This is a genomic window from Haladaptatus caseinilyticus, assembly GCF_026248685.1.
Lineage (GTDB): Archaea > Halobacteriota > Halobacteria > Halobacteriales > Haladaptataceae > Haladaptatus > Haladaptatus caseinilyticus.
This window is the reverse complement of sequence record NZ_CP111040.1, coordinates 242,192-267,665: the sequence shown is the minus strand read 5'-3', so window position 1 is coordinate 267,665 and position 25,474 is coordinate 242,192. Positions and strand designations below refer to the sequence as shown.

The 25,474-nt window shown below is 47.0% G+C and carries 17 protein-coding genes; 7 read left to right on the top strand and 10 right to left on the bottom strand.

All coding sequences use genetic code 11. The features are described from left to right. Positions 1-7: 7 nt before the first annotated feature. The gene (locus tag OOF89_RS18450) at positions 8-814 is read right to left on the bottom strand and encodes an FkbM family methyltransferase (RefSeq protein WP_266081735.1); all 807 of its coding nucleotides are present in this window, start codon (positions 812-814) and stop codon (positions 8-10) included. A 555-nt stretch (positions 815-1,369) separates the two neighbouring features. Between OOF89_RS18450 and OOF89_RS18445 the strand changes: the two genes are divergently transcribed. The 3 genes from OOF89_RS18445 (at position 1,370) to OOF89_RS18435 (ending at position 5,386) form a co-directional block, all read left to right on the top strand. Beyond that, positions 1,370-3,169, top strand: a complete 1,800-nt coding sequence (locus OOF89_RS18445) for an asparagine synthase-related protein (RefSeq protein WP_266081733.1) — start codon at positions 1,370-1,372, stop codon at positions 3,167-3,169. Positions 3,170-3,214: 45 nt separating this feature from the next. Further along, the gene (locus OOF89_RS18440) at positions 3,215-4,471 is read left to right on the top strand and encodes a DUF1616 domain-containing protein (RefSeq protein ID WP_266081732.1); all 1,257 of its coding nucleotides are present in this window, start codon (positions 3,215-3,217) and stop codon (positions 4,469-4,471) included. Positions 4,472-5,086: 615 nt separating this feature from the next. Further along, complete coding sequence (locus tag OOF89_RS18435) at positions 5,087-5,386, top strand: IS200/IS605 family accessory protein TnpB-related protein (protein WP_328517203.1); 300 nt, start codon at positions 5,087-5,089, stop codon at positions 5,384-5,386. A gap of 389 nt (positions 5,387-5,775) precedes the next feature. On the opposite strand, the gene OOF89_RS18430 is transcribed toward OOF89_RS18435, so the two are convergent. Genes OOF89_RS18430 through OOF89_RS18415 form a run of 4 tightly spaced genes read right to left on the bottom strand, consistent with a single transcriptional unit; the run spans position 5,776 to position 11,187 of the window. After that, a complete protein-coding gene (locus OOF89_RS18430) occupies positions 5,776-7,761 on the bottom strand; it encodes a hypothetical protein (RefSeq protein WP_266081730.1) in 1,986 nt (661 codons plus the stop codon). A gap of 42 nt (positions 7,762-7,803) precedes the next feature. Continuing rightward, entirely contained in the window at positions 7,804-8,865 is a 1,062-nt protein-coding gene (locus OOF89_RS18425) for a DUF354 domain-containing protein (RefSeq protein ID WP_266081728.1), read from the bottom strand. Further along, the gene (locus OOF89_RS18420; protein ID WP_266081726.1) at positions 8,862-9,818 is read right to left on the bottom strand and encodes a glycosyltransferase family 2 protein; all 957 of its coding nucleotides are present in this window, start codon (positions 9,816-9,818) and stop codon (positions 8,862-8,864) included. The genes OOF89_RS18425 and OOF89_RS18420 overlap by 4 nt, the downstream gene beginning before the upstream one ends. A 1-nt stretch (position 9,819) precedes the next feature. Beyond that, the gene (locus OOF89_RS18415; protein ID WP_266081724.1) at positions 9,820-11,187 is read right to left on the bottom strand and encodes a nucleotide sugar dehydrogenase; all 1,368 of its coding nucleotides are present in this window, start codon (positions 11,185-11,187) and stop codon (positions 9,820-9,822) included. Between the two features lie 1,247 nt (positions 11,188-12,434). Here OOF89_RS18415 and OOF89_RS18410 point away from each other — a divergent pair. Both OOF89_RS18410 and glmS read left to right on the top strand, forming a co-directional pair. Then, positions 12,435-13,439 carry a helix-turn-helix transcriptional regulator gene (locus OOF89_RS18410; protein WP_266081722.1) on the top strand — a complete coding sequence of 335 codons (1,005 nt, stop codon included), beginning with the start codon at positions 12,435-12,437 and terminating at the stop codon, positions 13,437-13,439. A gap of 365 nt (positions 13,440-13,804) precedes the next feature. Then, entirely contained in the window at positions 13,805-15,619 is a 1,815-nt protein-coding gene (gene glmS / locus OOF89_RS18405; protein WP_266081720.1) for a glutamine--fructose-6-phosphate transaminase (isomerizing), read from the top strand. A 554-nt stretch (positions 15,620-16,173) separates the two neighbouring features. On the opposite strand, the gene glmM is transcribed toward glmS, so the two are convergent. The 3 genes from glmM to OOF89_RS18390 form a co-directional block, all read right to left on the bottom strand. Beyond that, on the bottom strand, positions 16,174-17,487 hold the full coding sequence (gene glmM, locus OOF89_RS18400; protein ID WP_266081718.1) for a phosphoglucosamine mutase: 1,314 nt from the start codon (positions 17,485-17,487) through the stop codon (positions 16,174-16,176). Between the two features lie 151 nt (positions 17,488-17,638). Beyond that, positions 17,639-19,276 carry an ArnT family glycosyltransferase gene (locus tag OOF89_RS18395; RefSeq protein WP_266081716.1) on the bottom strand — a complete coding sequence of 546 codons (1,638 nt, stop codon included), beginning with the start codon at positions 19,274-19,276 and terminating at the stop codon, positions 17,639-17,641. Positions 19,277-19,313: 37 nt separating this feature from the next. Continuing rightward, positions 19,314-20,738, bottom strand: a complete 1,425-nt coding sequence (locus tag OOF89_RS18390; protein WP_328517199.1) for an aryl-sulfate sulfotransferase — start codon at positions 20,736-20,738, stop codon at positions 19,314-19,316. 370 nt (positions 20,739-21,108) lie between these two features. Between OOF89_RS18390 and OOF89_RS18385 the strand changes: the two genes are divergently transcribed. Both OOF89_RS18385 and OOF89_RS18380 read left to right on the top strand, forming a co-directional pair. Further along, a complete protein-coding gene (locus OOF89_RS18385) occupies positions 21,109-22,947 on the top strand; it encodes an ABC transporter substrate-binding protein (RefSeq protein WP_266081714.1) in 1,839 nt (612 codons plus the stop codon). Positions 22,948-23,094: 147 nt separating this feature from the next. Beyond that, positions 23,095-23,931, top strand: coding sequence for a phosphatase PAP2 family protein (locus OOF89_RS18380; protein WP_266081712.1), 837 nt, complete (start codon positions 23,095-23,097; stop codon positions 23,929-23,931). A gap of 262 nt (positions 23,932-24,193) precedes the next feature. Here OOF89_RS18380 and OOF89_RS18375 read toward each other — a convergent pair whose 3' ends face one another. Together OOF89_RS18375 and OOF89_RS18370 are read right to left on the bottom strand one after the other, a co-directional pair. Next, positions 24,194-24,901, bottom strand: a complete 708-nt coding sequence (locus OOF89_RS18375; protein WP_266081806.1) for an ABC transporter ATP-binding protein — start codon at positions 24,899-24,901, stop codon at positions 24,194-24,196. 279 nt (positions 24,902-25,180) lie between these two features. After that, a complete protein-coding gene (locus tag OOF89_RS18370) occupies positions 25,181-25,441 on the bottom strand; it encodes a PRC-barrel domain-containing protein (protein ID WP_266081709.1) in 261 nt (86 codons plus the stop codon). Positions 25,442-25,474: the final 33 nt, after the last annotated feature.

Sequence of the window (25,474 nt, the reverse complement as noted above, 5' to 3'; positions counted from 1 at the left end):
CGGACTATTACTGCTGCTTCTGAACGGCTCTGATATGGTAGGCATCCGACCGCTCGCTAAGTCTTTCGATCTCAAATCCATTGTTGCGAAGGTACGCTTCGATCTCATCCGTGGAGGTTCCGTACTTCTCACTCAAGTCGTGGTGGAGTTCTGCATACACGATACGAATGTCGGAGAGCTGCTCACCAAACCCTTCTAGAACCTGCAATTCCGCACCTTCAACATCAATTTTTAGAATATCTGGTGTCGGAAATCGTTCTTTGGCGATTAGTGTTTCACCCCGCATCACATCGATTTTGAGTTCGCCATCTGCGGACAAAGAGTGCTTTCCTTCGCCGTAATTCTGGCTCTTGACCGCGAGTGTTCCAGAACCGTCTTTGTTTGAAAGTGCGAATTCAGCGATTTGCCATCGATCGGCTGGTAGATTTGTTGAAAGATTATACCTGAGGCGAGTCGCGTTTTTCGGCATGGGTTCAAATGCGACAACCATACCACTCTTGAGACGCTTTCCAATAAAGCAAGTATGCGTTCCAATATTCGCACCAATATCGTATACGACGTCGGACTCTTGGACATCATCGAGTAGTGATTCTACTACTGCAAGCTCACCAACAAGGGATGTAGCACGTTGATACTCAGTCCGCGTATCAGCTGCGAATTCGGCCGTTTGACCTTTGATTGTCATTGATACGGACCAGAGATGGATCGCAAGCTTGGTTTGCCAATAGATAGTCGCGAGAAGAGGCGCAACGCCCACACGTTTGCATAAATTCCAGAGGTGGCTTTTTGCGGCCCGTTTCTCCAAACTAAGCATATGGGACAATCTGGAGGGGGAATCATAAATATATATAACGGATAAATCGCCGCAGAAAGTCACAAAAGAGGCTTAATAGGTTCATAATACGATCTGCATTCCGATTTTGGTACATATTGAATTATTTTAGATCGATGAATAAAACTTGTTGAGTATTAATATGAACCAGAGCTTTCTGAAATTACCTACGTACAGCTTGGTACCCCGGCTTAAGCTAGAAGTCGAACTTTGATTTAACTGTGATAGTGTAACTTGACTACTGGAATACTCATACAATAACAGATGACTAGATAATGATGAAGATTAAAACGAAACCAAATCAGATGAGGGTGATTCTCCAAGGACATGTGAGAACCCTCTGATAGTAACTGAAAATGAGTCAGTAAAAACAAATTTGGTCAAAAACACTGATCTGACCGAGAGATGGACCAAGCAAGAAAACAGGTTTTAGTTGTTCCTAAACACAATAGCCATGATATTATACTGTGTATAGTTAACCACGATAAACACGATAGCTATGAATAGAGCCAACCGTGACACGAACGAGATTAACTGATGCAAGACGAATTCTGTCGACCACCAGGAATCGTCGTGACACGGGACGACATTCCAATAGTGAAAAGAGGTGTGAGAATGATGAATAAGGAAATATTCGGTGTATTCGGCGACCGGGATGAGTTTGAGCGATTCCGTTCTGACCGAGAGTTTGATGATGTTGTAACAAGCGACATTGCAACAGTTGGAATTCGGGATACTGGACTTGGGATTCCTGGACGAAGCGCTTCTTATTCTGGAGAGCGCGGATCGTGCATTATCTGGGGAGAGGCATATCCAAATAAACGTGGATGGTCAGAGCCTGCTCGCTGGTTGCTTGAACAGTATGAAAAAAAGGGAAAAGAAGCGATTGAAGCTCTCAACGGGTCCTATCTTGCATTTATCGAACATGAGGGAGACGCCGTCGTTCTCACTGATCCAATTCGGTCGTGGGAATGCTTTTATACCGATGGTCCTGGGGTTCGAGTGTTTGGTTCGGACGCAGCAGAAGTCGCCAAAACCATTGATAACCCAACGATGCGCAGACAATCGGTTGGCGAATTTCTGCACATGGGTGTCGTTCTTGGTAACAAAACGCTGTTTCATGAGCTTCATCGTACTTCATTTGATGGTTATCTAACACGAGACGAAGTTGGTGAACTTGACCGGTTCGTCTATAATGAACAGAAGATGGACTACGCGAGCGAGCTAGCAGATCGAATGCAGCGAGCGATCCGCCGCCGGTCGCGTCAACCTGGGAGGAAGGGGTTGCTCCTGTCTGCAGGATATGACTCGCGGACACTATTGTCTCAGTTTCCAGAAATTGAGCACTGTTATACGGTCGGCGTGCCAGATGCACAGGAGGTTAAAGTCGCTCGACGACTGGCCAAGCAGTATGGCGTCAATCATACTACACTAGTAACGAATGACCGCTACATCGTTCCCGGTGAGGAAAAGGTCAGAGACACTAACGGCATCAAAGAATCAATCCACATCCACCACGCGGGATACAACAGTGACATCGAAGTAGATACAATGTATCATGGTCTCCTATTTGATACGCTTCTCCGTGGGTTTGGACAAAAGCGAAAGGAGTTTGAATTACTTGGGAAGCGTATTCCACTGAAGCAGATGGAAATGGACCCAGATCCAGTTGAAGCTTCGTTCGACAATTTCGGCTACCTTCCCGATAAGAGCCGATTCATCGCCGAGCAGTATACGGATGACTTGGACGCAGCTAATGAATTCGTGAGCGATGCGATTGCCAATGAATTCGACCGATGTTGGGAACGCACTGACTCAATACAAAATGCATTGTCGCTGTTCAGTATTAGCAATCAACCCACGATTCCGTTCCGCACACATCTCGCGGACAACTACCTTGAATCATTCATTGCAGCAGACACAGAACTATTGGAGTGGCATCTGCAGACACCACCGGAATACCGTAGCACAGCGACATTCATCCGTGCGATTCGGCAATTAGATACAGATATCTTCCGCCACCGACCGCCAGACCGGCCATATATGTCGACACTCCTTTCGGAAATGGAGCGATTTGCACGACGAAAACTTCCATTCGTGAAGAATTTCGAACCGGCATGGCCGGACCGTAAGTTGGTATACGACCGGTATAATTTGGATCAGCGACTGTTTCCGGAGTACGAGTCGATTCACGAGTTACCGCCTCGACACAAGCTTCGGATTAATGATATGGTCGGTTGGGTTGGTCAATGCTCTGAAACGGTAGTCAGTCCAATTGACGTTCTTCATTTACCAACTGACGATAATGAAGTAGACGAAATTCGATCCGAGCACTGATTAGGAGCCGTATAATAAAACCCGTTTCTCGCGACCTAGATTACAATGAGTACGAATAGCCGCTGGTGGTTTATAGATCTCGTGCTAACCCTCATACTGACCGGTATAAGCGGATTTGCAGTGATTGCAGGGGTCGGTGGGCGATTGCGTGTTGCACTCGTGCTACCGCTCGTCGTATTTTTGCCGGGATACGTTTTTATATCTGCGCTCTTCCCAGAAGGTGGAGAAGGTGAGATTCGAGTATTTGGAGACGACACAACCGATGTAGAGTATGCAGTTGGCGGCCCTGAAAGAGTTGGTCTCGCTGTCGTAGCAAGTATCGCTATTGTGCCAATGGTTGCGGCGTTAGCGAATTTCACACCATGGGGTGTCCGATTGATGCCGATTTTAGTTGGAGTTGTTTGTTTTACAATTTTATCAACTCTTATTGCTTTTATTCGCCGCTGGAGAGTGCCTTCCTATCAACGATATTCGCCCGGATTGCCCGGACTCCTCTTTAATTCAACAGACAGACGAGTGAGTGGAAAAACGACCTCAATGATAAATATTGGAATTGTTATTAGTTTTCTATTGGTCGCGAGTAGCGTTGGGTTTGCAGTTCTTAACCCACCACAGGGGGAGCAGTTTACTGAATTCAATATTGAAGGGCAAGATATCAACAGTAACACAGAGACATTCTATCAAGTTGATCTCGATAGTGGATTAACGGTTAACGTTACTAACCACGAAGGTGAGCGGACAAGGTACACTGTTGTGGCAGTATTAGAGCGAGTTCAAGATGGGAGTGTGAGCCAACAAACACAGATTGGCGAACAGCAGGTGACAATCGAGTCTGAGCAGAAAAAGCAGGTGACTTTCACTACTGATCGGTCCCTTTCGGGCGATAATGTTCGGGTCCGCCTGTTACTATACAAAGGCGAACCATCTGGCAGCCCATACAAAGTATTGCGACTTTGGCTTTCTCAACAGAGTAGCGCGACAGAAGCTAGAACCACAAACGGCGGTGATGATGAAAGTGAAGGTGATGAGGAAACCCAACCTACTGAAACTAGCACACCCTCAAGCACATCCTCGCCAGATACAGAAACACAAACAAGCAGCGCAACAACCCAACCACCATTTACGACAACCACTTCCCAGTCCACCTTTGGAACAACCACAACCCAACCTAGATTCACAACGACGACATCACAAACCGGGTTCACAACAAGGCAGACAACTCAGCGCACCAGTACAACTACTTCGACAACAACCGACGACGGACTGTTTGCTTCTCACGAAGGTGATTATAGTACGTCGTGATATCCTCCCCAGTCTACACACCTGAGCTTTTTTTAAGGTGATCTGCCTTGCTACTGTGGATCTAACCTGAGGACGCCGAAAGCGTCATCCGTGTAGGTTTCGCGTTTGATTTCCGGTATACTGTGGCGGTATCACGACCGTTCCCATCCAGTGATGTGTTATTGCATCTCGAGTTCTATGAAACGCTCTTACCTTACGGGTCTACGCGAGTGACGATGTTCGCCACCGCGTTAATATCTACAGGGAATGTCGATACATAGCAGTCTTTGTCGGGAAAATCGGGTACTCCAAGTCACCATCAAGCAATCGACTGACGAACCAACAACGGACGGTGACACTACACCAGTCGAACTTGATATCAGTGAGACTGTGCTCATTACGGCCTGTGGCCGTAAGCATAGTACACTGACAAGGCCCGTTCTTTGGAGTGACAGGCGTGCGAAGCACCTCCGAAAGGAGATGTCCACCACGCTTTTGGCGACTACAGGAACGCAATGTAGATTGGCGAATTGACGAGCGATTCAACTACTACCAGAATGCACTGATGGATATCGTGGAGAAGCCAATCGTGATGTGGTAGACTACGCTACTGGATTCGAGAATCCGGTAATCGTGATGGAGGATTTGATGTCCCTCCGAAAACGATTGAACTACGGCAAGTACATGAACCGCCGGTTGCACGCATGGCCCTTTGCGCGGCTACAGAGCCGTATCGAGGACAAAGTAACGGACGTAGGTATCCCCGTCGAATACATCAACCCCGCCTACACAAGCCAAACATGTCATGAATGTCGTCACATCGGAAAGGGTGGTCGCAAGCGGAGTTCCGCTGTACGAACGACAACTGTCGCGTTTCGACGTTTTAGACGGATATCAGTGACGCCGCAAGCATTACGCAACGGGTTGAACCCGTGAGAAGAGAGTTGCACTTGGAAATTGTGAGGATGACTTACCACGGGAAGGGAGCGGTTGTGACACCACCGTAAGACTGACCCAAGCAGAGCGCACCGACACAGATGACGCTCGGTGCGTATGCGTCTAAAAACCGAACCAATCAGTCAAGTATTCCTCTTGGAGAAAACCCCATCGTTTACGCCGGGGAGGATGTCATTGGAGTTGAATCCTCACCTGATCTGACGAGGTCTTCGAGAGAGTTGTCCAAAATTGCTTCTTGCTCCGGGGTTCGCCAAGGTGGTCTCCAAAAGTTCGTTCCATAGCTAGGTACAAGACATTCAAACAACGCTCATAGTGTATGATTTTTCATGCAATTAAAAGAATATTGTTTCACGCTAGAAGTTCAATCTTCAGACCGTTTGATTTGCACACATCACAACATCACCATTCGTGTAGAGCACGCTCTGACTTGGGCGACAGACTTGCTGTTTTGGGACAGTCCGACGCACGGGAACGCTCGCATTTTCAGATTCGTTGACCAGACGGTATTGTGGTGCTCCCTCGGTCTGGTATTTCCTATAGAGGGTGAGGGGATGGTTCGTCGGGCCACCGTCTACGGAAATATTGAATGCATCCGCCGGATAGGCCCCTGTTCTAGCAAATACAGTCTGATATGGATGATCTGTCCGAAGCACCTGTGATGGCAACACGTTTGAAGAATCAGTGGATCCAGTCATAGACGCAATAGTAGAGACAGCTGCCATCTCGGGTTCGGTGTATCCGAGTCGCTCTTGCTCTTCTTTGAATACTGGGCTATCCAGTGTTCCGTGACCAGACATCACCATCACACTTGGATAAATAAGCGCGATTACGAGTAAAGCGGCCACTAGCACATTTCGATTAAGATTGTGAACAAGATAACCAACGCCGATCGCAGCTAGGATAGCCATTGGTGCGTAGAGGAATGCAAACCACCGTTGTGGGATGAAATTACGGATGCCAAATAGGGGCAATCCAAGCGTAAAGCCGGTCATCACAACAGTGGCAAACAATAGTGTGAATACCGAGTGTGAGATGCTCTTTCTGCGGAGAACGTACAGACAACCAACAACGGTCAGCCCAAACAGTAACAGGAATCCCATGGTGTCGATGTACGATACCACAGTTTCGACAAACGTTGCTGGAGGAAGCGTAATACCTTCGGCATTGTTGCTGGCCAGATTTAATACACCAGCACTCGACCGCAGGGTCTCCCCAAGGTAGGACAGCACGGTTGCAAGGAATGAGTCTCCATTATATGGGGTGAACGACCACATGAAGGTGATAAGTCCCATATCGAACGCCAGTAAACCAGCAAGATTGACTGGTTCTATTTGGCGGTAGACACCCGGTCTTTTTGGCGTCGACATTCGGAAAAGGTCAAATCGCAAGACGAACTGTGCAACTAGTCCCGATAAAAGGACGACTAGCATGATGAACGTCGAGACCTGGTGAGTCAATATGATTGCAATAGAGAGGAATACAAGCAATCCGAAGTCCCGTGCATTATATTCTAACCGCATAATTCGTAGAAGTGCGTAGAGAATAGCAAGGAAGACCAACAATCCGTGGCTGGTCGGGATAACGTGGATACCCCATTCGATGACATAATCACCAATCGAGTAGAGCATTGCAGCAAACACCGCCCATCGCGTTGGAACGAGTAATTTCGTGGCTCCATAAACGAACAGCACAACCATCGGCATTGCCACACCGACAGAAAGATACAGTGCGTTCCGGAGTGAAACATCATATAACATTGCCGAGGATGCAACCAATAGATGATAGAGTGGTGCTGCAATGTGTTTGTTACCCTGCATCGCAGACAGCGAATGTTCGTTGAGTACACCCTGAGCCAACTGGGTCATATGTGTCCAAATATCAATCCCAATGAATGACGGCGTCGTGTAAATCGCCATAAACCGGATGACAAACGCTAAGACTAGAATTTGGGTGAGTAACAGTGCAGGAAGGAAATCCTCGTCATCGGTGAACAGGATTTGAAGAATAATGAGCGTCCCTGCGATACCCGAGAGGATATGAAACAACAGCGAACGCTCTCCTGAAAAGAGCGCAGCGCCTACCATCAGTGTGGTTATCACGAAGACAACGCTAGGTAATATTTGTGCGACAGGCTGAGAAAAAGACGGGAACAGTTCCAACGATTCATTGTTGCTGCGTACAGCAAGCAAATAAAGACCACAGCCCAGTCCAAGAACGATAGGGATCGTTTGGATATAAATCTGGGAGGCGAAAAAGCGCAGTGGAAACAGCCCAAGCGCAATTACAAAGCCGATGATTGCAGCATCAACGTCGAAACGCCGCTGCTGAAGCCAACCGGTCATTCTACTGGGCATACTATTTCCTCCGTCTATTAATTCGTGATTTTGTCATAGTACTCAAGCCTCCATATCCGGTGTTTGTGATTGGTCGTTTGACTGCCGGGAATGACCTTTTATACCGCGGAGAACTACATCCGTTGTGTCAATCTTGTCTGACAACAGCTGTTGACGACGTGCGTCCCAATCCTCATCTCCCTCGAGAATTGAGATTGCTTTTTTAAGCGCTAGCTTATGACGATCTTCATCCTGGTAATTGAATAATAGACCATAGCGCTCGTCAAGTTCATCTGTGTAACCCATCGTGAGGGTATTAACATAGATTGCCGGCGTACCGAGTACTGCACTCTCCGCAGCCATCGTTGCTCCCTCGCCAACAAAAAGATTGGCGAATGCCAGGAGGTCATGCATTCGGTGCGGTTCAACCGTTGCACGTCGAGATTCGATTTCCGGAGGAAGGGACCGTTCGGAAGTGATTAGCACCTCAGCACCAGCATCTTCGAGTTGTGTAACTACGTCCTTTACATCGCCGAATCCACCCTGACCTACATCGTGAGATGCTCCCCACTCAATGAGCCGAAGGACGACAAACGTATCGTCGGGGTCAAGTCCTAGGTCGGAAACAATGGTAGGATCCGGTTCGAAACGATTAGGGTGCAGATACGCGAGTTCGTGATATCCGGAGTATCGTACCTGCTTTGGGCCAATACTACCTCGATAACAGTCAGGTGTATAGACCACGCTCGCAAACGGGAATGCGAGATTTTGAATAAGTGACGCATGCTCCGTGTCATAGAAAATGACACTCCGTGCTCCGACAACTTTTGCAACATGAGCCGCCGCAACGCCGCCAATTGCAGCTATTACGTCAGGCTTTGATTGGATAGCTCGATGTAGCAAACGTGCCTCGTAGGTTGCCTGAACTCGGGCCAACTGTGATAGCCCAGACGCAGTTCCAGCTAAGACTTCGTGTTCAATATCGTATAACTGGAGGAGTTCAACAGCCATCTCTTTTTCTCGGGCAAAGACGTGCACGTCATGCCCGTCGTCTTCTAATTCCGCAATCGCATTGCGGAAGAAGTGTACGTGAGCGGGATGTTGAATTGTAACAAATACCTTCATCGACTTTCCCTCCGGTCAAGAATGATTCCAATGGCAATGGCGATGACACCCAACACAAGTGATGTGAGCGACTTTTGGGCATTGTCGGTCTCCGACCCAGAGAAAATGGAACCAATAGCACGGAAACCATGAGCAAAGCCAGCCAATGCACTCAGGATTCCGAGAGCGTAAGCGATTCCGAGTGGATGAGTACGATACCGCGATCCAAGTCGCCAGAAAAAGTTTCTGAGGAGCATGATCGACACTTTCGGAATATAGTCATCATACTCGATACTACTTTCTTCGTCGCCATATGCCGAAGGCATATCTACATCAGCGACTTGCATATCGGCCACATTTAGTTTCACAAGGATATCGTTACAATAACCATAATATTCATACATTTCTTCAAGATCAATTGCCTCGAGTGCTTGTAATGAGATAGCGGTATACCCATTTTGTGGGTCAGTGATATCCCAATAACCGCTGGCAATTCTCGTCAATCCAGTCAATAACCAGTTTCCGAGCAATCGGAAACGCGGCATCGCGCTGCGAAACTCTGAATTCGAAAGTCGATTACCCTTCGTGTAATCAGCTTTCTCAGCGACAATTGGGTCCAAGAACTGCGTCATCATCCCAGGATCCATCTGACCATCTGCATCAATGGTGACTGTTACATCAATACCGTCATCCCGTGCTGCGAGATAGCCGGTTTTGATAGCACCACCAGCACCTCGATTCTGTTGATGGCGTATGGCAACGACTTTTCCATCAGTATCATCACTTACACCAGCACGTGGTGCCCGCTCAACAGCGGCGTGCGCACGTATCTCCTCCCATGTATCGTCTGTCGAGGCGTCGTCGATGGCATAGACGCGGTCTACGAAGTCGGGAAGCGAATCAAGTACATCGCCGACAAACCCTTCTTCGTTGTACGCGGGCACGACGACGCCTATCGTGTGCCCTTCGTACATCTTACACCCTCCGATACGAGAAGCCAGATTCAGAAACCTTCTCAGGATCAAACGCACCGGTCACATCCACAAATGCCGGATTATCATTCATTTTACTTGCCATATCCACGATATCAAGATCGTAGAAGACACGGTGGGGGGTAGCAAGAATGACACCGTCGAAATTATCGAAGCAGACGTCGTCCTCTTGAACAGGAATGCCGAATTGATCGCGCATCAAACCAGTATCGCCATACGGATCGAAGCCAACTGTCTCAATATCGTATTCCTGAAGTTGACGGATAATACCTTCTACTTTTGAGGTCCGAATGTCAGCAACATCGGGTTTGTAGGTGAGGCCGAGAATGAGGACTCGACTGTCACGCAAGGTTTTTCCTGCTCGATTTAGTTCTTTTATCATCATGTCGGAAACATGAGCTGGCATTGATTCATTCACAATTCGACTCTGCTCGATAAGATGGGGTGCGTAGCCAGCTTGCTTAGATCGGTGAATGAAGAAGTAAGGATCGACAGGGATACAGTGACCACCGACCAGGCCGGGACGATAGTCGTGGAAGTTCCACTTTGTTCCCGACGCTTCGAGAACGTCACGCGTGTCAATATCCATGTCCATACCGTCGAAAGCCATCGCTAGCTCGTTCACCAGAGCAATATTCAGGTCACGCTGGATATTTTCAACGACTTTGCTCGCTTCTGCAACCTCCAATGACGCCGCCTTATGAACACCGGCGTCGATAACCGTCTCGTATAGGTTTGCAACATTGTCGCGGACCTCGTCATTCATACCACCCACAACTTTGACCACGTCGCGTAGACCGTGCTCAGGATCGCCCGGTGTAGCACGCTCAGGTGAATAACCAACATAGAAGTCTTCACCGCAAGTCAATCCAGAAGCAGCTTCAAGTGCAGGTATAAGCGCTTCACGCGTCGCACCCGGATAAACAGTTGATTCGAGAATGACCGTTGTTTCTGGAGACATATATTTGCCCACGGTCTCCCCAGCGCTCTTGACAAAGTCGAGGTTTGGTTGTTGGTTTTGATCGACGGGTGTAGGAACCGCGATCATGACGTAGTCCGCATTTGCAATTTCGTCAGGGTCGGTCGTATATGCGATCTTACTCTCAACAATGGCTTCGTCTCCGAGATCGCCCGTCGTGTCGATACCACTTTGGAGGGTTTCGACTTTTCTGTCATCGACGTCAAAGCCGACAACGTTGTACCCCTCTTGATCGAATCCGACAGCCAATGGGAGGCCGACGTAACCGAGACCCACAATACAAATCGTTGCGTCTCGACTCTCTATGACCTCGTTTTCTTCACTTCCTGCAATCTCCGGCTGTCTTTCGGTGTCTCCTATCGTCGAGTTCATGGATGATAATCCTCCGTCGTTCGCTCTTCAACGCCAAGTATACGGCATTGAATCGACCGGTAGCAGGCATTTCGGAGGTGTATAGCCTTCAATTTCCGGTCAGACGCTTTCCTCAACCAACCCATGATACCCTGTGGGCTTTATTATACAGTGACTAAGCTCCTCAGTGTCGAAAAGACGGATTTTCAGTGAGAGTTTTCGTGCCAGATAAACACATGCCCAAACTCGGCCGTGGTGTCAAATTCGCACCAATTATTTGGTGGCATAAAAAGGTAAATTCGAAATAAGCGCGGGATGACCGGTTCATTTGTAGGACCAAGTGAGGAAGTATTGATTTGAAAACCTCTTTCGATTTAAAAAACGAAGATGCACTGGAATCAGGTTGTCAGAACAACTTAAACGGTGAGTTAGAACCCACTACAGTGTAAAGGGATATTTCATACAGTCATAATTGCAATGAAGCACCACATATACTTTCCAACCCATACCTTATGTTTTGTAGATGACTAAACCATGGTGTATTATCTAAATATTTGACACATCTTAGTAGATATTGGGGTAATAAGTAGTAGAGAAGAGGGCTTTAGCTTCTGACTAACATTGATCGATGCTCGAATCACGATACAGACTTGGGGCCCGAAATTAGCCGGGAAAGAGCGTCCATTGATCGTGGATGAGTTGACAAGTTCTGGATTAATCCAAAAGGTATATACAATAGAAATTGAACCCCAAAAGAAAAATACTCCCCACAGAGATACCAAATACAGGACGATTCGCTCTCGAGAATCAGCAGTCGGACCTCGAAAGTAAAAATGACAAACAGAATTGTAATAGTAGTATATGTATTCTTACTCCTGCTCGCCACCGTAACACCCACGACAGTGGCATCATCACCGACGGGAAATCAACTCACCGTTCAAAACATCACGTACGGGGGAGCAGCTGTCGCTGAAACTAACGAGAACAACACATTTCTCTGGCAATCAGAACCGCACATTCTGAGTGTGACAATTTACACGGGAAATCGCTCAGGAAATCACAAAGTTTGTACACAGTATGTGAAACAGAGTAACAACTCGAAGGATCCGAATACGTGTCGAGATATATCTCTAACACCCAATACTGTTCAACGGGTCAACTTCAGCTATAGCAAGTTCGGAAATAACATAAGTGGAAAGCGGACTGCAGTCGTTACGGTCAAAGATAGAGACTCCAAAGTTTCCAGAAAGAGCGTTCCTGTTTATGTCATGGTCAAAACTGGAGACGAAGATGACGACCAGGTTCCTAACAATCGAGAAATTAAATTAGGAACTAATGTCACAAGCGAGGACACCGATAAAGATGGGCTAAAGGATCGCTCAGAGATCGTGGATTATAACACCAACCCGAAAAGCCCTGATACAGATAACGATAGTCTTCGAGACGCCCAGGAAATACAGGTAGGATCCGATCCAACGGAACCAGATACAGATGCTGATGGATTAATCGATGGACAAGAAGAGCAACTCGGAACAAATGCAAGTGCTGCGGATACCGACGATGATGGAATAACTGATGCCAAGGAGATTAATCTCGAGCCAGCGACTGATCCAACTAAAAACGATACAGACGGAGATGGCAGAGCTGATGCAGCTGAATTAGAATCACAAACAGACCCATTAGAACCCGACACAGATGGAGATGGGCTCAACGATGGGGATGAACACAAGTACAACACAGATCCAACAAAAGTAGATACAGATGGTGACGGCGTTAGCGATGCAAAGGAAATTGAAATTGGGACAGACCCACTCAACGAGGATACGGACGATGATGGACTTGACGACGGGCTAGAATACCACTTTGGAACAAACCCTAATAGCCCTATCATCGCGGGTGGATTATATCTTGTATTGTTGAGTTTCCTTGTCGGATGTGCGGTGCTTATTCAGCGTAATGGCGTGCATTGGTTCTCAGACTTATTCAGAGATAATAACCAAAAACAGACTCAACAGTCGGGAACGAAAAAATCGAATGAAGTGGTGACAGATGCAGACCGAGTCCTCTCTCTCCTACGAGAAAACGGTGGTCGACTTCCTCAAGGACAGTTCATTGAAGAAACCGGATGGTCCAAATCCAAAGTTAGCCGGTTACTTTCGAAGATGGAAGACCAGAAAAAGATTAGCAAGATAAATATTGGTCGGAAGAACATCGTCATCATATACGGACAAGAGCCAAATAATATGGCGCATTCGGAGAATGAAGACAAGTAAAGACCCGTCATAATTGAGTTTCGTGAAAATCCATTCGTGACCATAGTTTTTTCTCAAATTTTCTACGTTGGTAATACATAAGACCACGATGAGACAGTTCTGAAAAGCCATACATTTGGATTATAGCCCTACTAAGCCACCCCCTTAATCAGTCTATAGTAATGGGGCTAGAGTGAAATGTTTGGGTAAGAGCCAGCCGTTGTTCCAATAACTGGGGACGGCATGGCCAATAGGACACACCCATGAACTACTCAACTAATAACGAACGTATAGGTGCTCGTTCCGGATCGGCTCAGAATACTATGAGCCCAAGCGCCGTGAAGGTGCAGTGTGAGCAATCTACAGTTCATAGCGGAGGAGTATAGATGTGTGGAATCATCGCTCGAATTGGCGAAGGTGATGCAATCACAAAGCTCGTTACGGGTCTTGAAAACCTGGAATATAGAGGGTATGACTCAGCGGGTATTGCGGTCCAAAACGGATCTGGAATCTCAGTCTACAAGCGGTCCGGGCAAATTTCGGAGCTGAAAGATAGTATTGTTGGTAGTGTTCCAAAAGGCGAGGTCGGAATCGGTCATACGCGTTGGAGTACCCACGGCCCACCGACTGACGAAAACGCCCATCCTCACACGAGTGAAACAGACAATGTGGCAGTAGTCCATAACGGAATCATCGAGAACTACGCCGAACTCAAAGAGTGGCTTCAGTCAAAAGGTCATGAGTTTACAAGCGATACTGACACGGAGGTAATTCCACATCTCTTTGAGTACAACCTCGAAACGGAGGCAACTATCGAAGACGCCTTCAGAAAGACTATTCAGGAACTCGAAGGGAGCTATGCAGTCGCTGCAATGGTTGATGGAGTACATGCCATTTACGCTGCGCGGCAAGGATCACCGCTCATTCTCGGGCTCGATAACGATGAGTATTATCTAGCAAGTGATGTCCCTGCCTTCCTCGATCACACTGATCGAGTCGTCTACTTTGAGGATGGAGATATAGCCATTCTGGAGCCCAATGGCGTTTCTATGACGGATATTGACGGGAATTTGATTAACAGGGACATTGAGCGCATCGATTGGGACCCTGAAGATGCTAGCAAAGGTGGATACGAACACTACATGCTCAAGGAGATCAATACTCAACCGAACGCCCTTTCAAACACCATTGAGGGGCGTGTACAAGACGGTGAAGTCGTTTTGGAAGACTTCCCGGAAGGTACGTTCGACGGAATCGATGATGTTCACTTTATTGCCTGCGGTACCTCATATCATGCCGCATTGTACGGTCAGCAGATGCTCAACCGAGCAAACATTAGAGCACAAGCTTTCCGTGCCAGTGAGTATGTTGATTCTAACCCAGGACCAGTAACGGAGAACACACTCGCAATTGCAGTTACACAAAGTGGTGAAACTGCAGACACACTCGGAGCGCTCAGACAGGCAAGATCGCAAGGTGCCCGTGTCGTTACAGTCACGAACGTAATGGGATCAACTGCAGCTCGCGAAGCTGACGATGCACTATTCATCCGAGCAGGTCCTGAAATCGGAGTGGCCGCGACAAAGACGTTTTCTTCCCAAGCAGTAACACTCTCTATGCTTGCGATCCGGCTTGCTGAGGATATTGAGACGGGGACACCACCAGAAGACAAAGCTGACCTTCTACAAAGTTTGGAAGAGCTTCCAAATAATGTCGAAAAAGTTCTTGACACCACGGAAGCAAAGCGTATTGCCAGTCGGTACACCGGTAGTCAGGCATACTTCTTCATTGGACGAGGGTTGAATAACTCCGTCGCGAAAGAAGGTGCACTGAAGTTCAAAGAAATCACCTACGAACATGCTGAAGGGTTTGCTTCTGGTGAGCTAAAACATGGGCCATTAGCACTCGTAACAGCAGATACACCGATATTTGCTCTGTTCAACGGCGAGAACGATAAAAAGACGTTACAAAATGCAGAGGAAGCACAAGCTCGCAGTGCGCCTATTGTTGCCGTGGCAGCACCAAACCACCCGTCAAAAGATATAGCAGACTCCTTCCTCGAAATTCCTAACACACATCCGGTGTGGTCAGGATTATTAGCGAATGTACAACTCCAATTGGTATCTTACTATGCTGCTAAAAATCTTGGTCGACCGATAGACAAGCCACGAAACTTGGCGAAAAGCGTAACAGTCGAATAGTATCGTTATTTCACCTGGTATAAAATCCAGGAGGCTAATGGGTTCGTTTCTAATGGAGCGGTGATTTCTCGAGATGACGTGCATGAAACAATGCGAGTGTTGCAAATCCGATTATTGTTAGGTATGCAATAGAAATGATGTGAATGCTACTGATAAACCATGCAACAAGCGTTCCGGTAGTGCTCATGATTGCAAGACCAAGATATCGGCTACTCCAATCAAGACTGGTCATCGTCGGTTAGACGAGCAGAATAAGTATTATTATCGGGGGGCTAAATTCGTGCTCAATTTCTATTATCATCCACTCGTGCCGATCAACAGAGCAGGTTAGCTATAATGACGTTAACGACATTTGAATAATCCAGTTCGATAGAGCCAAAAATTATTACTAGTAGAACACCGTATGAACAACTGTCCCGTCGTCGCCGTGGCAGACGCCGACGGAGACCAACTGTCATCCATTCCTTACTCCACACTTTAAACACGCTCGCAGGTATTAGTATATGATCTATTGTTTCATACTAAAAATCATAAGCCAATGAGCTGTTACTACCTCAGTTCAAATGGTCGGTGACAAACGTATCTGCCATTGTAAATACTTCGTCAGCAGCATCTGGGTCTCGAGCCTCAGCCGCAATTCGAATTAACGGTTCAGTTCCACTGGCCCGAATGAGGAACCATCCTTCGGGAAGTGAAACACGTACACCGTCAATCGTAGTGGTGTCGTCGTAGCGGTCAGTCACTGATGTAGAGAGTGCAGCCATCAACTCTTCTTTGTCTTCAACTTCGATGTTTTTGCGGCGGATAGGATATTCACCTACGCCAGCGGCAAGTTCCGACAGTGGTCCTTCTTTTGCGATGAGTTCTGCTAGCCGGCACGCTGCAAGTGGTCCATCAGGACAAAGTGTTTGGTCTGGCCAAATCCATGCACCAGATTGTTCTCCCCCGAAAACAACGCCTGATTCAGTAGCGCGTTCAGCAACGTATACATCACCGACTTGTGTTCGAACCACATCTCCACCTTGCTCAGCAAGGACATCCTCGACAATCAGACTTGTATCCACGGGTGTTGCAATCGTCTCACCCTCACCTGCACGCTGACGAGCAAACAAAGTAAGAAGAACATCGCCAGAGACGAATTCTCCGTTTTCGTTTACGGCCATCATACGATCTGCATCACCATCATGAGCGATTCCAAGATCTGCGTCAGTTGCGTCTACATGGTCGCACAGTGATTGACAATTTTCTGCTGTTGGCTCACTTGGTCGTGCAGGAAACCGGCCGTCAGGCTGAGCGTTCAATGTCTCTACATCACAACCGAGTTCATAAAGCGCATCTGCAGTGACACCCCCTGCACCATTGCCTACGTCTACAACAACAGAGAGGCTATCGACATCAACCGTCTCAGCGAGTGTTTTGACGTGTTGATCATTCGCACCATTCCAGCGTTTTTCTTCGCCGGTTTCGTCCCAGGCACTCAAATCAAAGTCTTCTTCTTCAATTCGGCGTGTTATTTCCGAACGCTGCTCTGCATCGAATGCTTGTCCAGACGGGTTCCAGAGTTTAATACCGTTGTCAGTCGAGGGGTTATGTGATGCGGTAATAGAAACACCAGCGTCAGCATTCTTCCATTTAACACTTCGTGCGACAGTTGGTGTGGCAGCAAGACCAATGTTTATTACGTCAGATCCACACTCTCGTAGTCCGGCCGAAAGGGCATCTGCAAGGAATCGACCGCTATCACGAGGGTCGCGTCCAATGACAACCCGCTCTGCACCCGTTGTGGCAAGAGCACGACCAACTGACAGTGCGAGGTCGCCCGTGACGACTTCACCGACTGGTCCACGGATTCCGCTTGTACCAAACATTGGTCGTACGTCATCCGGAGTGGGGAAAAGAGTTCCTTTTGTGTGAAAACCACACACGCACGGTTTGATGGGGGCCAAGAAGATAGGAGGTGAAGTTGATAACGAAGATCACTATCACCAGTTTATTGATTGGTTCGCTCTTGTCTGATCTTCAGACTGGTTGTGGGCCGTTCTCCGGGATTTCAACCGGCTCCATCGGTTCTTCAATCCGGAACACCATTGCACCCTCATTTTCATAAACCAATTTGTAACGATCAGAGTCCACAAGATGGCCTCGCATCCAAGGTTTCTGATATTCATCGATACCTCGGACCGTGTAGTGACCCTTTGGAATGTAGATGTAATCCGGATTCACATCGTTCGAGATCAACTTCTTTGTGAGACAAGCTTTCCCAGGACACCGTGACATCCGCTTATACAAGCCGAGATGGTGGCGATAGTTTTTGTGGCCTTCCCATTCAACGCCCCACGGACCGACGAGAATGGCCCGATCAGTCAGGAGTGGGAACCACTCTGCGGCATCCCCGAGAACAACGAAATCAGAATCTGAAGCGGTGTTTTCATCAATCCACTCCATTGCAGCCATGTCATTGTCGTCCATAAATGCAGGTTGCGTGGTACTATCATGATGAGAGTTGAGTCCGCTAGCAGCAAATGAGATACCAACACTCGAAATCAACAACACAATTACTAGGACGACGACCAGTGGTGCTGATCGCGAGTAGCGCGATTTCGACACTACAGATCGAATGCGTGGCACGATGAGTTCGAAGACGAGAATTGAAATCATCATTGCCCCGGCTGGGAATTGGAATCGAACTTTCCCCAGTACGAATGCAGCTGTGACTAGCCACAACGGGAGGAAGATACGACGCTGTTTCAAAAGGTACACCATCCCGGTGAATGATCCAAGGAAAAAGATGACAGGAAGGTTTGGCTCAAAAGGATATACAAATTGACTAAGCAGTCGACCGAGACCACCACCAAGCCCGGTGTGTGTTCCAGAGGCTGCACTGAAAATTCCAACACCATGGGTAGCAACAATCTGAAGCCACCAGGGGGATGCCAGAAGGATACCACTTCCAGCGACAATTGCACCGTAAATGAGACCTCGAGGAGTGCGATTGAAATAGACAAACATCACGAGGTACGTCGTCCCGAAAAAGACAGTGTACACTGGATGAGTGAGAATTGTCATTCCGAACAGGACCGCCGAAGGAATAATCCATTTTCGATCGTCGGTTTTGAACAGTTTTAGACCAGTGTATATTCCAGTCAGGGCAAACAAGAACGCCGGAGCACGTACAACACCCCCAGCTGACAGATGCCATTGAAGAGCAGGGGGTGTTACAGCTAGCACGAACGTCGCAAATCCAGCTCGTGGAGTCGAGTCCAATATTTCACGTGCAAGATAGTAGAAAGGAATGAGATACAGAACCGTCACGAAACCGGGTAACAGTCGGCTTAGCGTGATTGGATCAACCCCTGTTATATCCATCACTACCGCCGAAACGTAATACATCAATGGTGGATAGGCGAATGGAATTCCGTCCTTCGTATAGAGAGGAATCCGTTCTGGCAAATCATATCCATGTGTGCTAATTTCCTCTGCGATTTGAAGGTACAAACCAGCCCCGTAGGCAGGATATGGATGGGTTATGAGATAAACGATATGAACAAGTATTCCTGTTCCTATCGCCACACCAAGCCACGCACGTTTGTCACTAGCGAGCTCTGCAAGCTTCGATGTGATAGTCCAACTTTGTCGTTCGTTGATACCGTGTGACATCAGATATCACCTATCATGGAGGTTTGTTCGAACATGATCATCCTTTCCGATCGATATTTATCGTCCACGGGATGGAGAGCGACCGTGATGACCAACGCCACTCAGTAACAGCCCATACAATCGATATCAGGCCGAAAGTGAGGAGGGCAAACACCTCGGTTGGTCCCATCCATGCTGGAAGCACGTACATGAAGGCATTCATATATCGACCGGGGACGAGTTCTTTAATCTGTACCCAAATTGTTCCAGCTATACGGTCTTTCTGGCCATTTTGGGTATTAGCCTTGCCTTCACTAGTCTTTTGTTTAATTGCCGAATCAAGGCCGAGTTCTTTTGCACTCTTGCCATTTGTGCTCTCGTCACCTGTCTCGAGACGTTCCGCTTCGTACGGAAACGCAATGTCAAGTGACCAAACGACTTCTCCCTGTTGATTGACCTCAAAGACACGGTTGCCATTCGAATCAGTGATTAACGTATTACCGCTCGGCAACCGGTCCGCATCACGAGGCCATTGCATTCGGGAGTCTTGCCACGACCAAGTCTGATTCCATTCACCGTTTTCGCGCTGATATTCAATAACGCGATTATTCTCGGAATCCCCAATGAGAACCGCAGGACCTCCTTGCGAAGTCGGGATGAAATCCGGATTATGCTGCTCATAGATGACGTCGTGTGCATCGTCTGTTCCAAGGGTCCAATTCTCAAGCAGACCCGTTTCGCGATCAAGAAATGCGACTTGGTCGTGGTTCCTGATGCTAACCATCAACCGACCATTTTCGAGGACTTCAACATCATTGATATGCGTCCAGTCTTCAGGAAACGGTCCACCGTGCTTCGTTGGGTCAAAGTTGTTCTGGGCATCCCAGGACCATTCTAAAAGTCCAGTTGTCGTGTTAACAACGAAAACACGATCCTGAGCGATGTCAGCAATGGCGTATCTCGATTCATTAATTCGGTCACCATCATGCCAGCGTGTAGAGTGCTTTCCAGGGGTGATACGACTGTAGATTTCTGTTGTGTTGCCAGTCGTGAGGTTTACCCGCTCAATTCCATTGCGTGTACACACTTCAGAACCACACTCCGATTTGTTGAGATGGTCTGCATAGAGATACTCAACAGTACTCTTAGTACCATTTACTGGGTCAACATCCCAGTAACGCGTGTGTGAATCATTGTAATAGAGGACAGTTCCATTTGGATTGAACGCAACTAGTTCTGCCCGAGCGCGAGGGCCGTCGCCTGCCTTACCCGTCCACGTGTTAGAGTCCGTTGCAATCACTGTGATATTAGTTGATGACGGGGCTACTTGCTCACGATCACCAGTCGAGATATTTGCTTGGCGAATTTGCTCATCGGTGTGTCCAACTGATGAACTTGCAGCTCCGTTCGCCAAAGCAAGTATTGAAATGACGATAAGGGAGGCAAAGACAAGGCGGATTAGTTTCCGGACGGCCATCTTCATTATAGGATATACCTGCGTACTTTTTATTATCGCGTCGTTAAGCCATTCAGACACTGTTTGAACAATCTATGAACCATATAATAATGTCCTAACGCGACACAACAGTCGCGATACGATAATTGCCGATACATATATCAGAAGATACCCCACAATATACTTAATATTTTGGCAGCAACGTTACCATGGTAACAGTTTTCAAAGACCATTCTCAATAGGAATAGAGAGTGGCATTAGCGTCCATATAATAAAACATTAGCCAGGTCTCACGATAGGTAGCAACAACTCTGAAACGATTAGCGTGAAATCACACTTGCGCATCAAAGGCACCTTGAGATCATCGTTGCTGGCGTGATGAATCCAGCATATCAGTATGTTACCGAAGCAGAATTCCAAGCCCTCCACCGAATCAGAAACGGGATCTAAAACGGGACGAAGAGAATTACTTGCTGCCGTTGGCATAACATTGGGTAGTGGTTGTGTAAATAAAGCTAAGTCCTTGGTTAGCCGTGACCAATCAAAACAAATCACATTTTCAATTAAAACGTTGCCAGCGGATGCAGACCCACAGGCGATTCGTATCGCTAGGTTTCTTGCGAAACGTTTGAACGAAGTTGGTATTGCAGTGCAAATTGAGCCAATGGAACGTGTTGAGTTACTTCGCGAAATTCTCTTGGAGCAATCGTTTGATTGCTACGTTGCTTGCCATCCTGGTATCGAGGAACCAGATGCACTTAGAACATTACTACATTCTCAATTCGACACCGAAGTAGGATGGCAAAATCCATTCGGCTATGCAAATCTCAACGTCGACCGGTTACTAAATGCCCAACGACGCCAACAGAACCGCAAGCGATTGAAAACACTTGGAGAACTTCAACACGCAATCGCACGCAATCAACCATTTTCAGTCGTCGCATTCCCCGACGAGATTCGAGCAGCCCGGAAGGACACATTTGCCAAATGGGGAGAAGTTGAGCAACTTCATTCTCCCCTTGGGTATCTTTCGGTACAGACACAAAATGGTAAAAATACGCTCCGAATGACGCTACAAGATTCTCGTCCAACGGAAAATCTGAATCCTCTCTCCGCGGAGTTCCGAGGAGATGGGACAATAGTGGATCTACTATATGATCGACTAGGGCAGTGGATCGACGGAAAGGTTCGTCCATGGCTTGCCCAGTCCTGGGAATGGAAATCGTCAAACGAGAATCTCATTGGGGATGTTCGGTTACGAGACGATCTTGAGTGGCATGATGGAAATTCACTCACTTCAAACGACGTAGCGTTTACATATCGGTTCCTCAATGACACAGCATTGAGCGAACTCAAAAGCCCTGTCCCATCGCCGCGATTTCGCGACGCCGCCACGCTTGTTGAGTCGACGAGTACCGTAGACGACCAGACAGTTCGTATTCGGTTTGGAACGGCCAGTCGAGAAGTCGCTATGAAGTCGCTTGCAGTTCCAGTTTTACCAAAGCATATTTGGTGGCCAAAACGAAAACAGGCTGAGATCGTATTTCAAACCGATTCTACTGCGACGAAAGCACTCGTCTGGAATAACTTGCACCCAGTTGGAAGTGGCCCATTTCAGTTTTCGAATGCGAAAAAGAAAGAGTCATTAACTTTAGAACAGTTCGAAGAGCATTTTCTCCATCACGTAGACACTGCCCAAAACATACAATTTGATTCCAATGGTCCAAGATCGGAACCAAATCATATCAAACGATACGCAGGCAAACCAGACTACAAACGTTTACGATTCATTGTTGTCCCTTCAGGAGCAGCAGCAACATCCCTTGTACTGAACGATGAGGCAGACGGAACGGCAACAAGCGTCTCGGTAGGTGATGTACGTGACATTGGACGCGCAGAAAGCGTACAATTGAAAATTGATGAGTCAACAGCGATGTACCACGTGGGTTACAATGCTCGAAAACGGCCCTTTAGCAATGTCCGATTCCGTCGAGCAGTAGCCCAATTACTCGATAAGGAATTTCTCGTGGACGATGTATTTGGTGGCTATGCAAAACCGGCAGCCAGTCCGTTAGCTCGACACGACTCACTTGTTGAAGACCTTCGCTGGGAAGGGGATGATCCGAAACTTCCCTTCCCTGGAACGAATGGGAATCTCGACAGAGACAAAGCAAGAACCTTATTCACCAATGCTGGATTCAAGTATTCAAATGATGGCGAAATTCTCCAGCGGTAATTAAATATGGAACCACTCCAAAACCACTCGATGTCAGATCAAGCCGCTCTCAAACTGAATTGTAGTATTCAAATATTGGACCGGGAGTGCTGAAAATGAAACAGATAGCGATGAATACCGAACCACAAAACGACGGTAGGTAACAATATGAGTTTAGCCGATATTGCAGGACGATTGCTCATTGGTGAGGTAATACTGCTCGGTTTTGCGATGGTATTATTTATCGGCGTATCAGGCCTTCAACAGGCTCGAACCCAGTTTCGAGAGCGTCTTAAGGCGGTATATCCTTATTTCAGTCTATTAATTGGCGTCCTCGCAATAAACAAAGTGGCTCGTGAATATGGCCCTGAAATCTCATGGCTCATCGATTGGAATATTACAGGGTTAATTCATGCAATCGAAGGCGACTTCGTAGGAAAACTCCAATCAATCGCGACTCCAGAACTAACGGCATATTTTTCATTTATGTATATTTATGGTTATGTGTTTTTACTCGTATTCCCATTCATCGCTTATTTTGCTCTCCCAGAGGATAGACCGCTAAAAGAGATTGCAATTGCATATACAGTGAATTATGGTATTGGACTAGTTTGCTATATTATCTTTATTTCATACGGACCGCGAAACCTCATTCCAGATATCGTAGAGCCACTACTTTACTCAACATATCCTCAATCACAGATTCTTACTGGGGAGGTTAACGCAAATACAAATGTTTTTCCTTCCTTACATACGTCACTGTCAGTCAGTACTGCCATGCTCGCATATCGAACACGCAAGGCATACCCAGGGTGGGCATTGGTTGCAATGCCAATAGCAACAAGCATCGTCATCGCAACAATGTACCTCGGAATTCACTGGGGTACAGACGTGGTTGCAGGGATAGTTCTCGGGATTGGAAGTGTTCTCATTGCAACTCAATATGTTGATGATGGAAGGTTATCAGGGCAACTTGGATCAAAAATCAACGACTATTTGTTCTGAGACGTGGTGTGGCGTCGAGCGACTGTCTTGGTATATTTGGACTCATATTTCTATTTTTCTATTCTTACATTTTTATACACATTGTTGACGCATACTGCATTGTAGAACTACCACCAGAAGGCAAACGCTCGCTTATTACCATTTTTCTCATATTAGCTGCTATCTCACCATTGTCTGGTTAACGACATCTTATTCAACGCTAAATTGATTCTTTCGTGTTTTCTGTATTTCACCGGGGCAATATTTAGGACGGATAGGGATGTCACCGTACCTCGATAGATGAAGTCTCCTTGTCGTTCTCTGCCTTTGTTTCAAGTTTGTGAATGCTACCATTCTCCAGTCGAGCAACAGTATCAAACCGCGGTTGCAGCTGCATATCATGACTGATGACCACTAATGATGAACCTGTGACATCTTGTAATCGAAATAATAGATCGAGTACTTGTGTAGTTGTAGTTGGGTCGAGTTGTCCCGTCGGTTCATCGGCCAGTATGATATTTGGCCGATTGGCTAGTGCCCGGGCGATAGCCACACGTTGCTTCTCACCGCCGCTAAGCGTCGCAGGATATTGATTAGCGCGATCGTCAATTTCAAGTTTTGTAAATAACGTTTGAAGCCACTCTTCATCACGTTCTCCAGTATGATCTTGAGGAAGTGCTGCATTTTCCCATGCAGTTAGATCGCTGATGAGCTGAAAGTCTTGAAAGATGAATCCAATCGTTTCTCGACGCAGCAGTGCTCGTTTTCGCTCCGAGAGTGATGCTGTATCTTCACCTGCGATTCGTATGGTTCCACTTGTTGGAACGTCGAGAAGCCCGAGAATATTAAATAGCGTGGTCTTGCCAGCACCACTCGGTCCTTGCACTAAAAGCTGTGTATCTGCTGGAATCGAAAGTGATGCGTCAGAAATGATTTCTTGCTCACCGCGAACAACCCGAATCGATTTTGCCTCTAATACGTTCTCTACCATTGTGGTGTATTCGTGCTGGGTCATACTAAGTTTCCTCCCTAATTATCTTCGTATTTGGGAAAATAATTCACTGAATTGTATCCTCCAGTCGTGGCCATTGTCTCTCTACCACCAACATACGCAGATGTGGGGAGTACCTTTCTACACTGCTGTAGGTAAGGCAATAAGATACGGTAGTGATAATTGCACTGTGAACATGAGAATGTGAACACTTCCGCCAACGAATATGTACTGTCTGTGAGAATGTTGTTATTGTCCCACCGATAGCAGCCTCCTCAATCAATTTTTTATGATCGTGTCTACATTTACTATCAAATGATCATTAACGGCCTTTACCTTAGTAATTGGAATTTGAATGTGGCCACTTTCATCAATTGGCAGTTGCTCAATGGTTTTTGAATCTCTATTTGGTTCAATGACTAAATTTGATAGCTGACCAGTTTTGAAATTCATCGTAATACTAGATATTGATCCAATTGCTATTCCATTAGTACTTGAAACATCCATCCCAATAATGTTCTGAACGAAAAGGTTTGACATAGACGATACTAAAAAGAGGAACAAAATAAACCC

Bases quoted from the DNA above. Each gene is read 5' to 3' on its own strand.
- OOF89_RS18380 (WP_266081712.1), top strand. From the start codon at position 23,095: ATGAGTTTAGCCGATATTGCAGGACGATTGCTCATTGGTGAGGTAATA.
- OOF89_RS18430 (WP_266081730.1), bottom strand. From the start codon at position 7,761: ATGCCCAGTAGAATGACCGGTTGGCTTCAGCAGCGGCGTTTCGACGTT.
- OOF89_RS18415 (WP_266081724.1), bottom strand. From the start codon at position 11,187: ATGAACTCGACGATAGGAGACACCGAAAGACAGCCGGAGATTGCAGGA.
- OOF89_RS18390 (WP_328517199.1), bottom strand. From the start codon at position 20,738: ATGAAGATGGCCGTCCGGAAACTAATCCGCCTTGTCTTTGCCTCCCTT.
- glmM (WP_266081718.1), bottom strand. From the start codon at position 17,487: ATGTTTGGTACAAGCGGAATCCGTGGACCAGTCGGTGAAGTCGTCACG.
- OOF89_RS18425 (WP_266081728.1), bottom strand. From the start codon at position 8,865: ATGAAGGTATTTGTTACAATTCAACATCCCGCTCACGTACACTTCTTC.
- OOF89_RS18420 (WP_266081726.1), bottom strand. From the start codon at position 9,818: ATGTACGAAGGGCACACGATAGGCGTCGTCGTGCCCGCGTACAACGAA.
- glmS (WP_266081720.1), top strand. From the start codon at position 13,805: ATGTGTGGAATCATCGCTCGAATTGGCGAAGGTGATGCAATCACAAAG.
- OOF89_RS18385 (WP_266081714.1), top strand. From the start codon at position 21,109: ATGTTACCGAAGCAGAATTCCAAGCCCTCCACCGAATCAGAAACGGGA.
- OOF89_RS18410 (WP_266081722.1), top strand. From the start codon at position 12,435: ATGGTCAAAACTGGAGACGAAGATGACGACCAGGTTCCTAACAATCGA.
- OOF89_RS18435 (WP_328517203.1), top strand. From the start codon at position 5,087: ATGGAGGATTTGATGTCCCTCCGAAAACGATTGAACTACGGCAAGTAC.
- OOF89_RS18375 (WP_266081806.1), bottom strand. From the start codon at position 24,901: ATGGTAGAGAACGTATTAGAGGCAAAATCGATTCGGGTTGTTCGCGGT.
- OOF89_RS18440 (WP_266081732.1), top strand. From the start codon at position 3,215: ATGAGTACGAATAGCCGCTGGTGGTTTATAGATCTCGTGCTAACCCTC.
- OOF89_RS18450 (WP_266081735.1), bottom strand. From the start codon at position 814: ATGCTTAGTTTGGAGAAACGGGCCGCAAAAAGCCACCTCTGGAATTTA.
- OOF89_RS18370 (WP_266081709.1), bottom strand. From the start codon at position 25,441: ATGTCAAACCTTTTCGTTCAGAACATTATTGGGATGGATGTTTCAAGT.
- OOF89_RS18445 (WP_266081733.1), top strand. From the start codon at position 1,370: ATGCAAGACGAATTCTGTCGACCACCAGGAATCGTCGTGACACGGGAC.
- OOF89_RS18395 (WP_266081716.1), bottom strand. From the start codon at position 19,276: ATGTCACACGGTATCAACGAACGACAAAGTTGGACTATCACATCGAAG.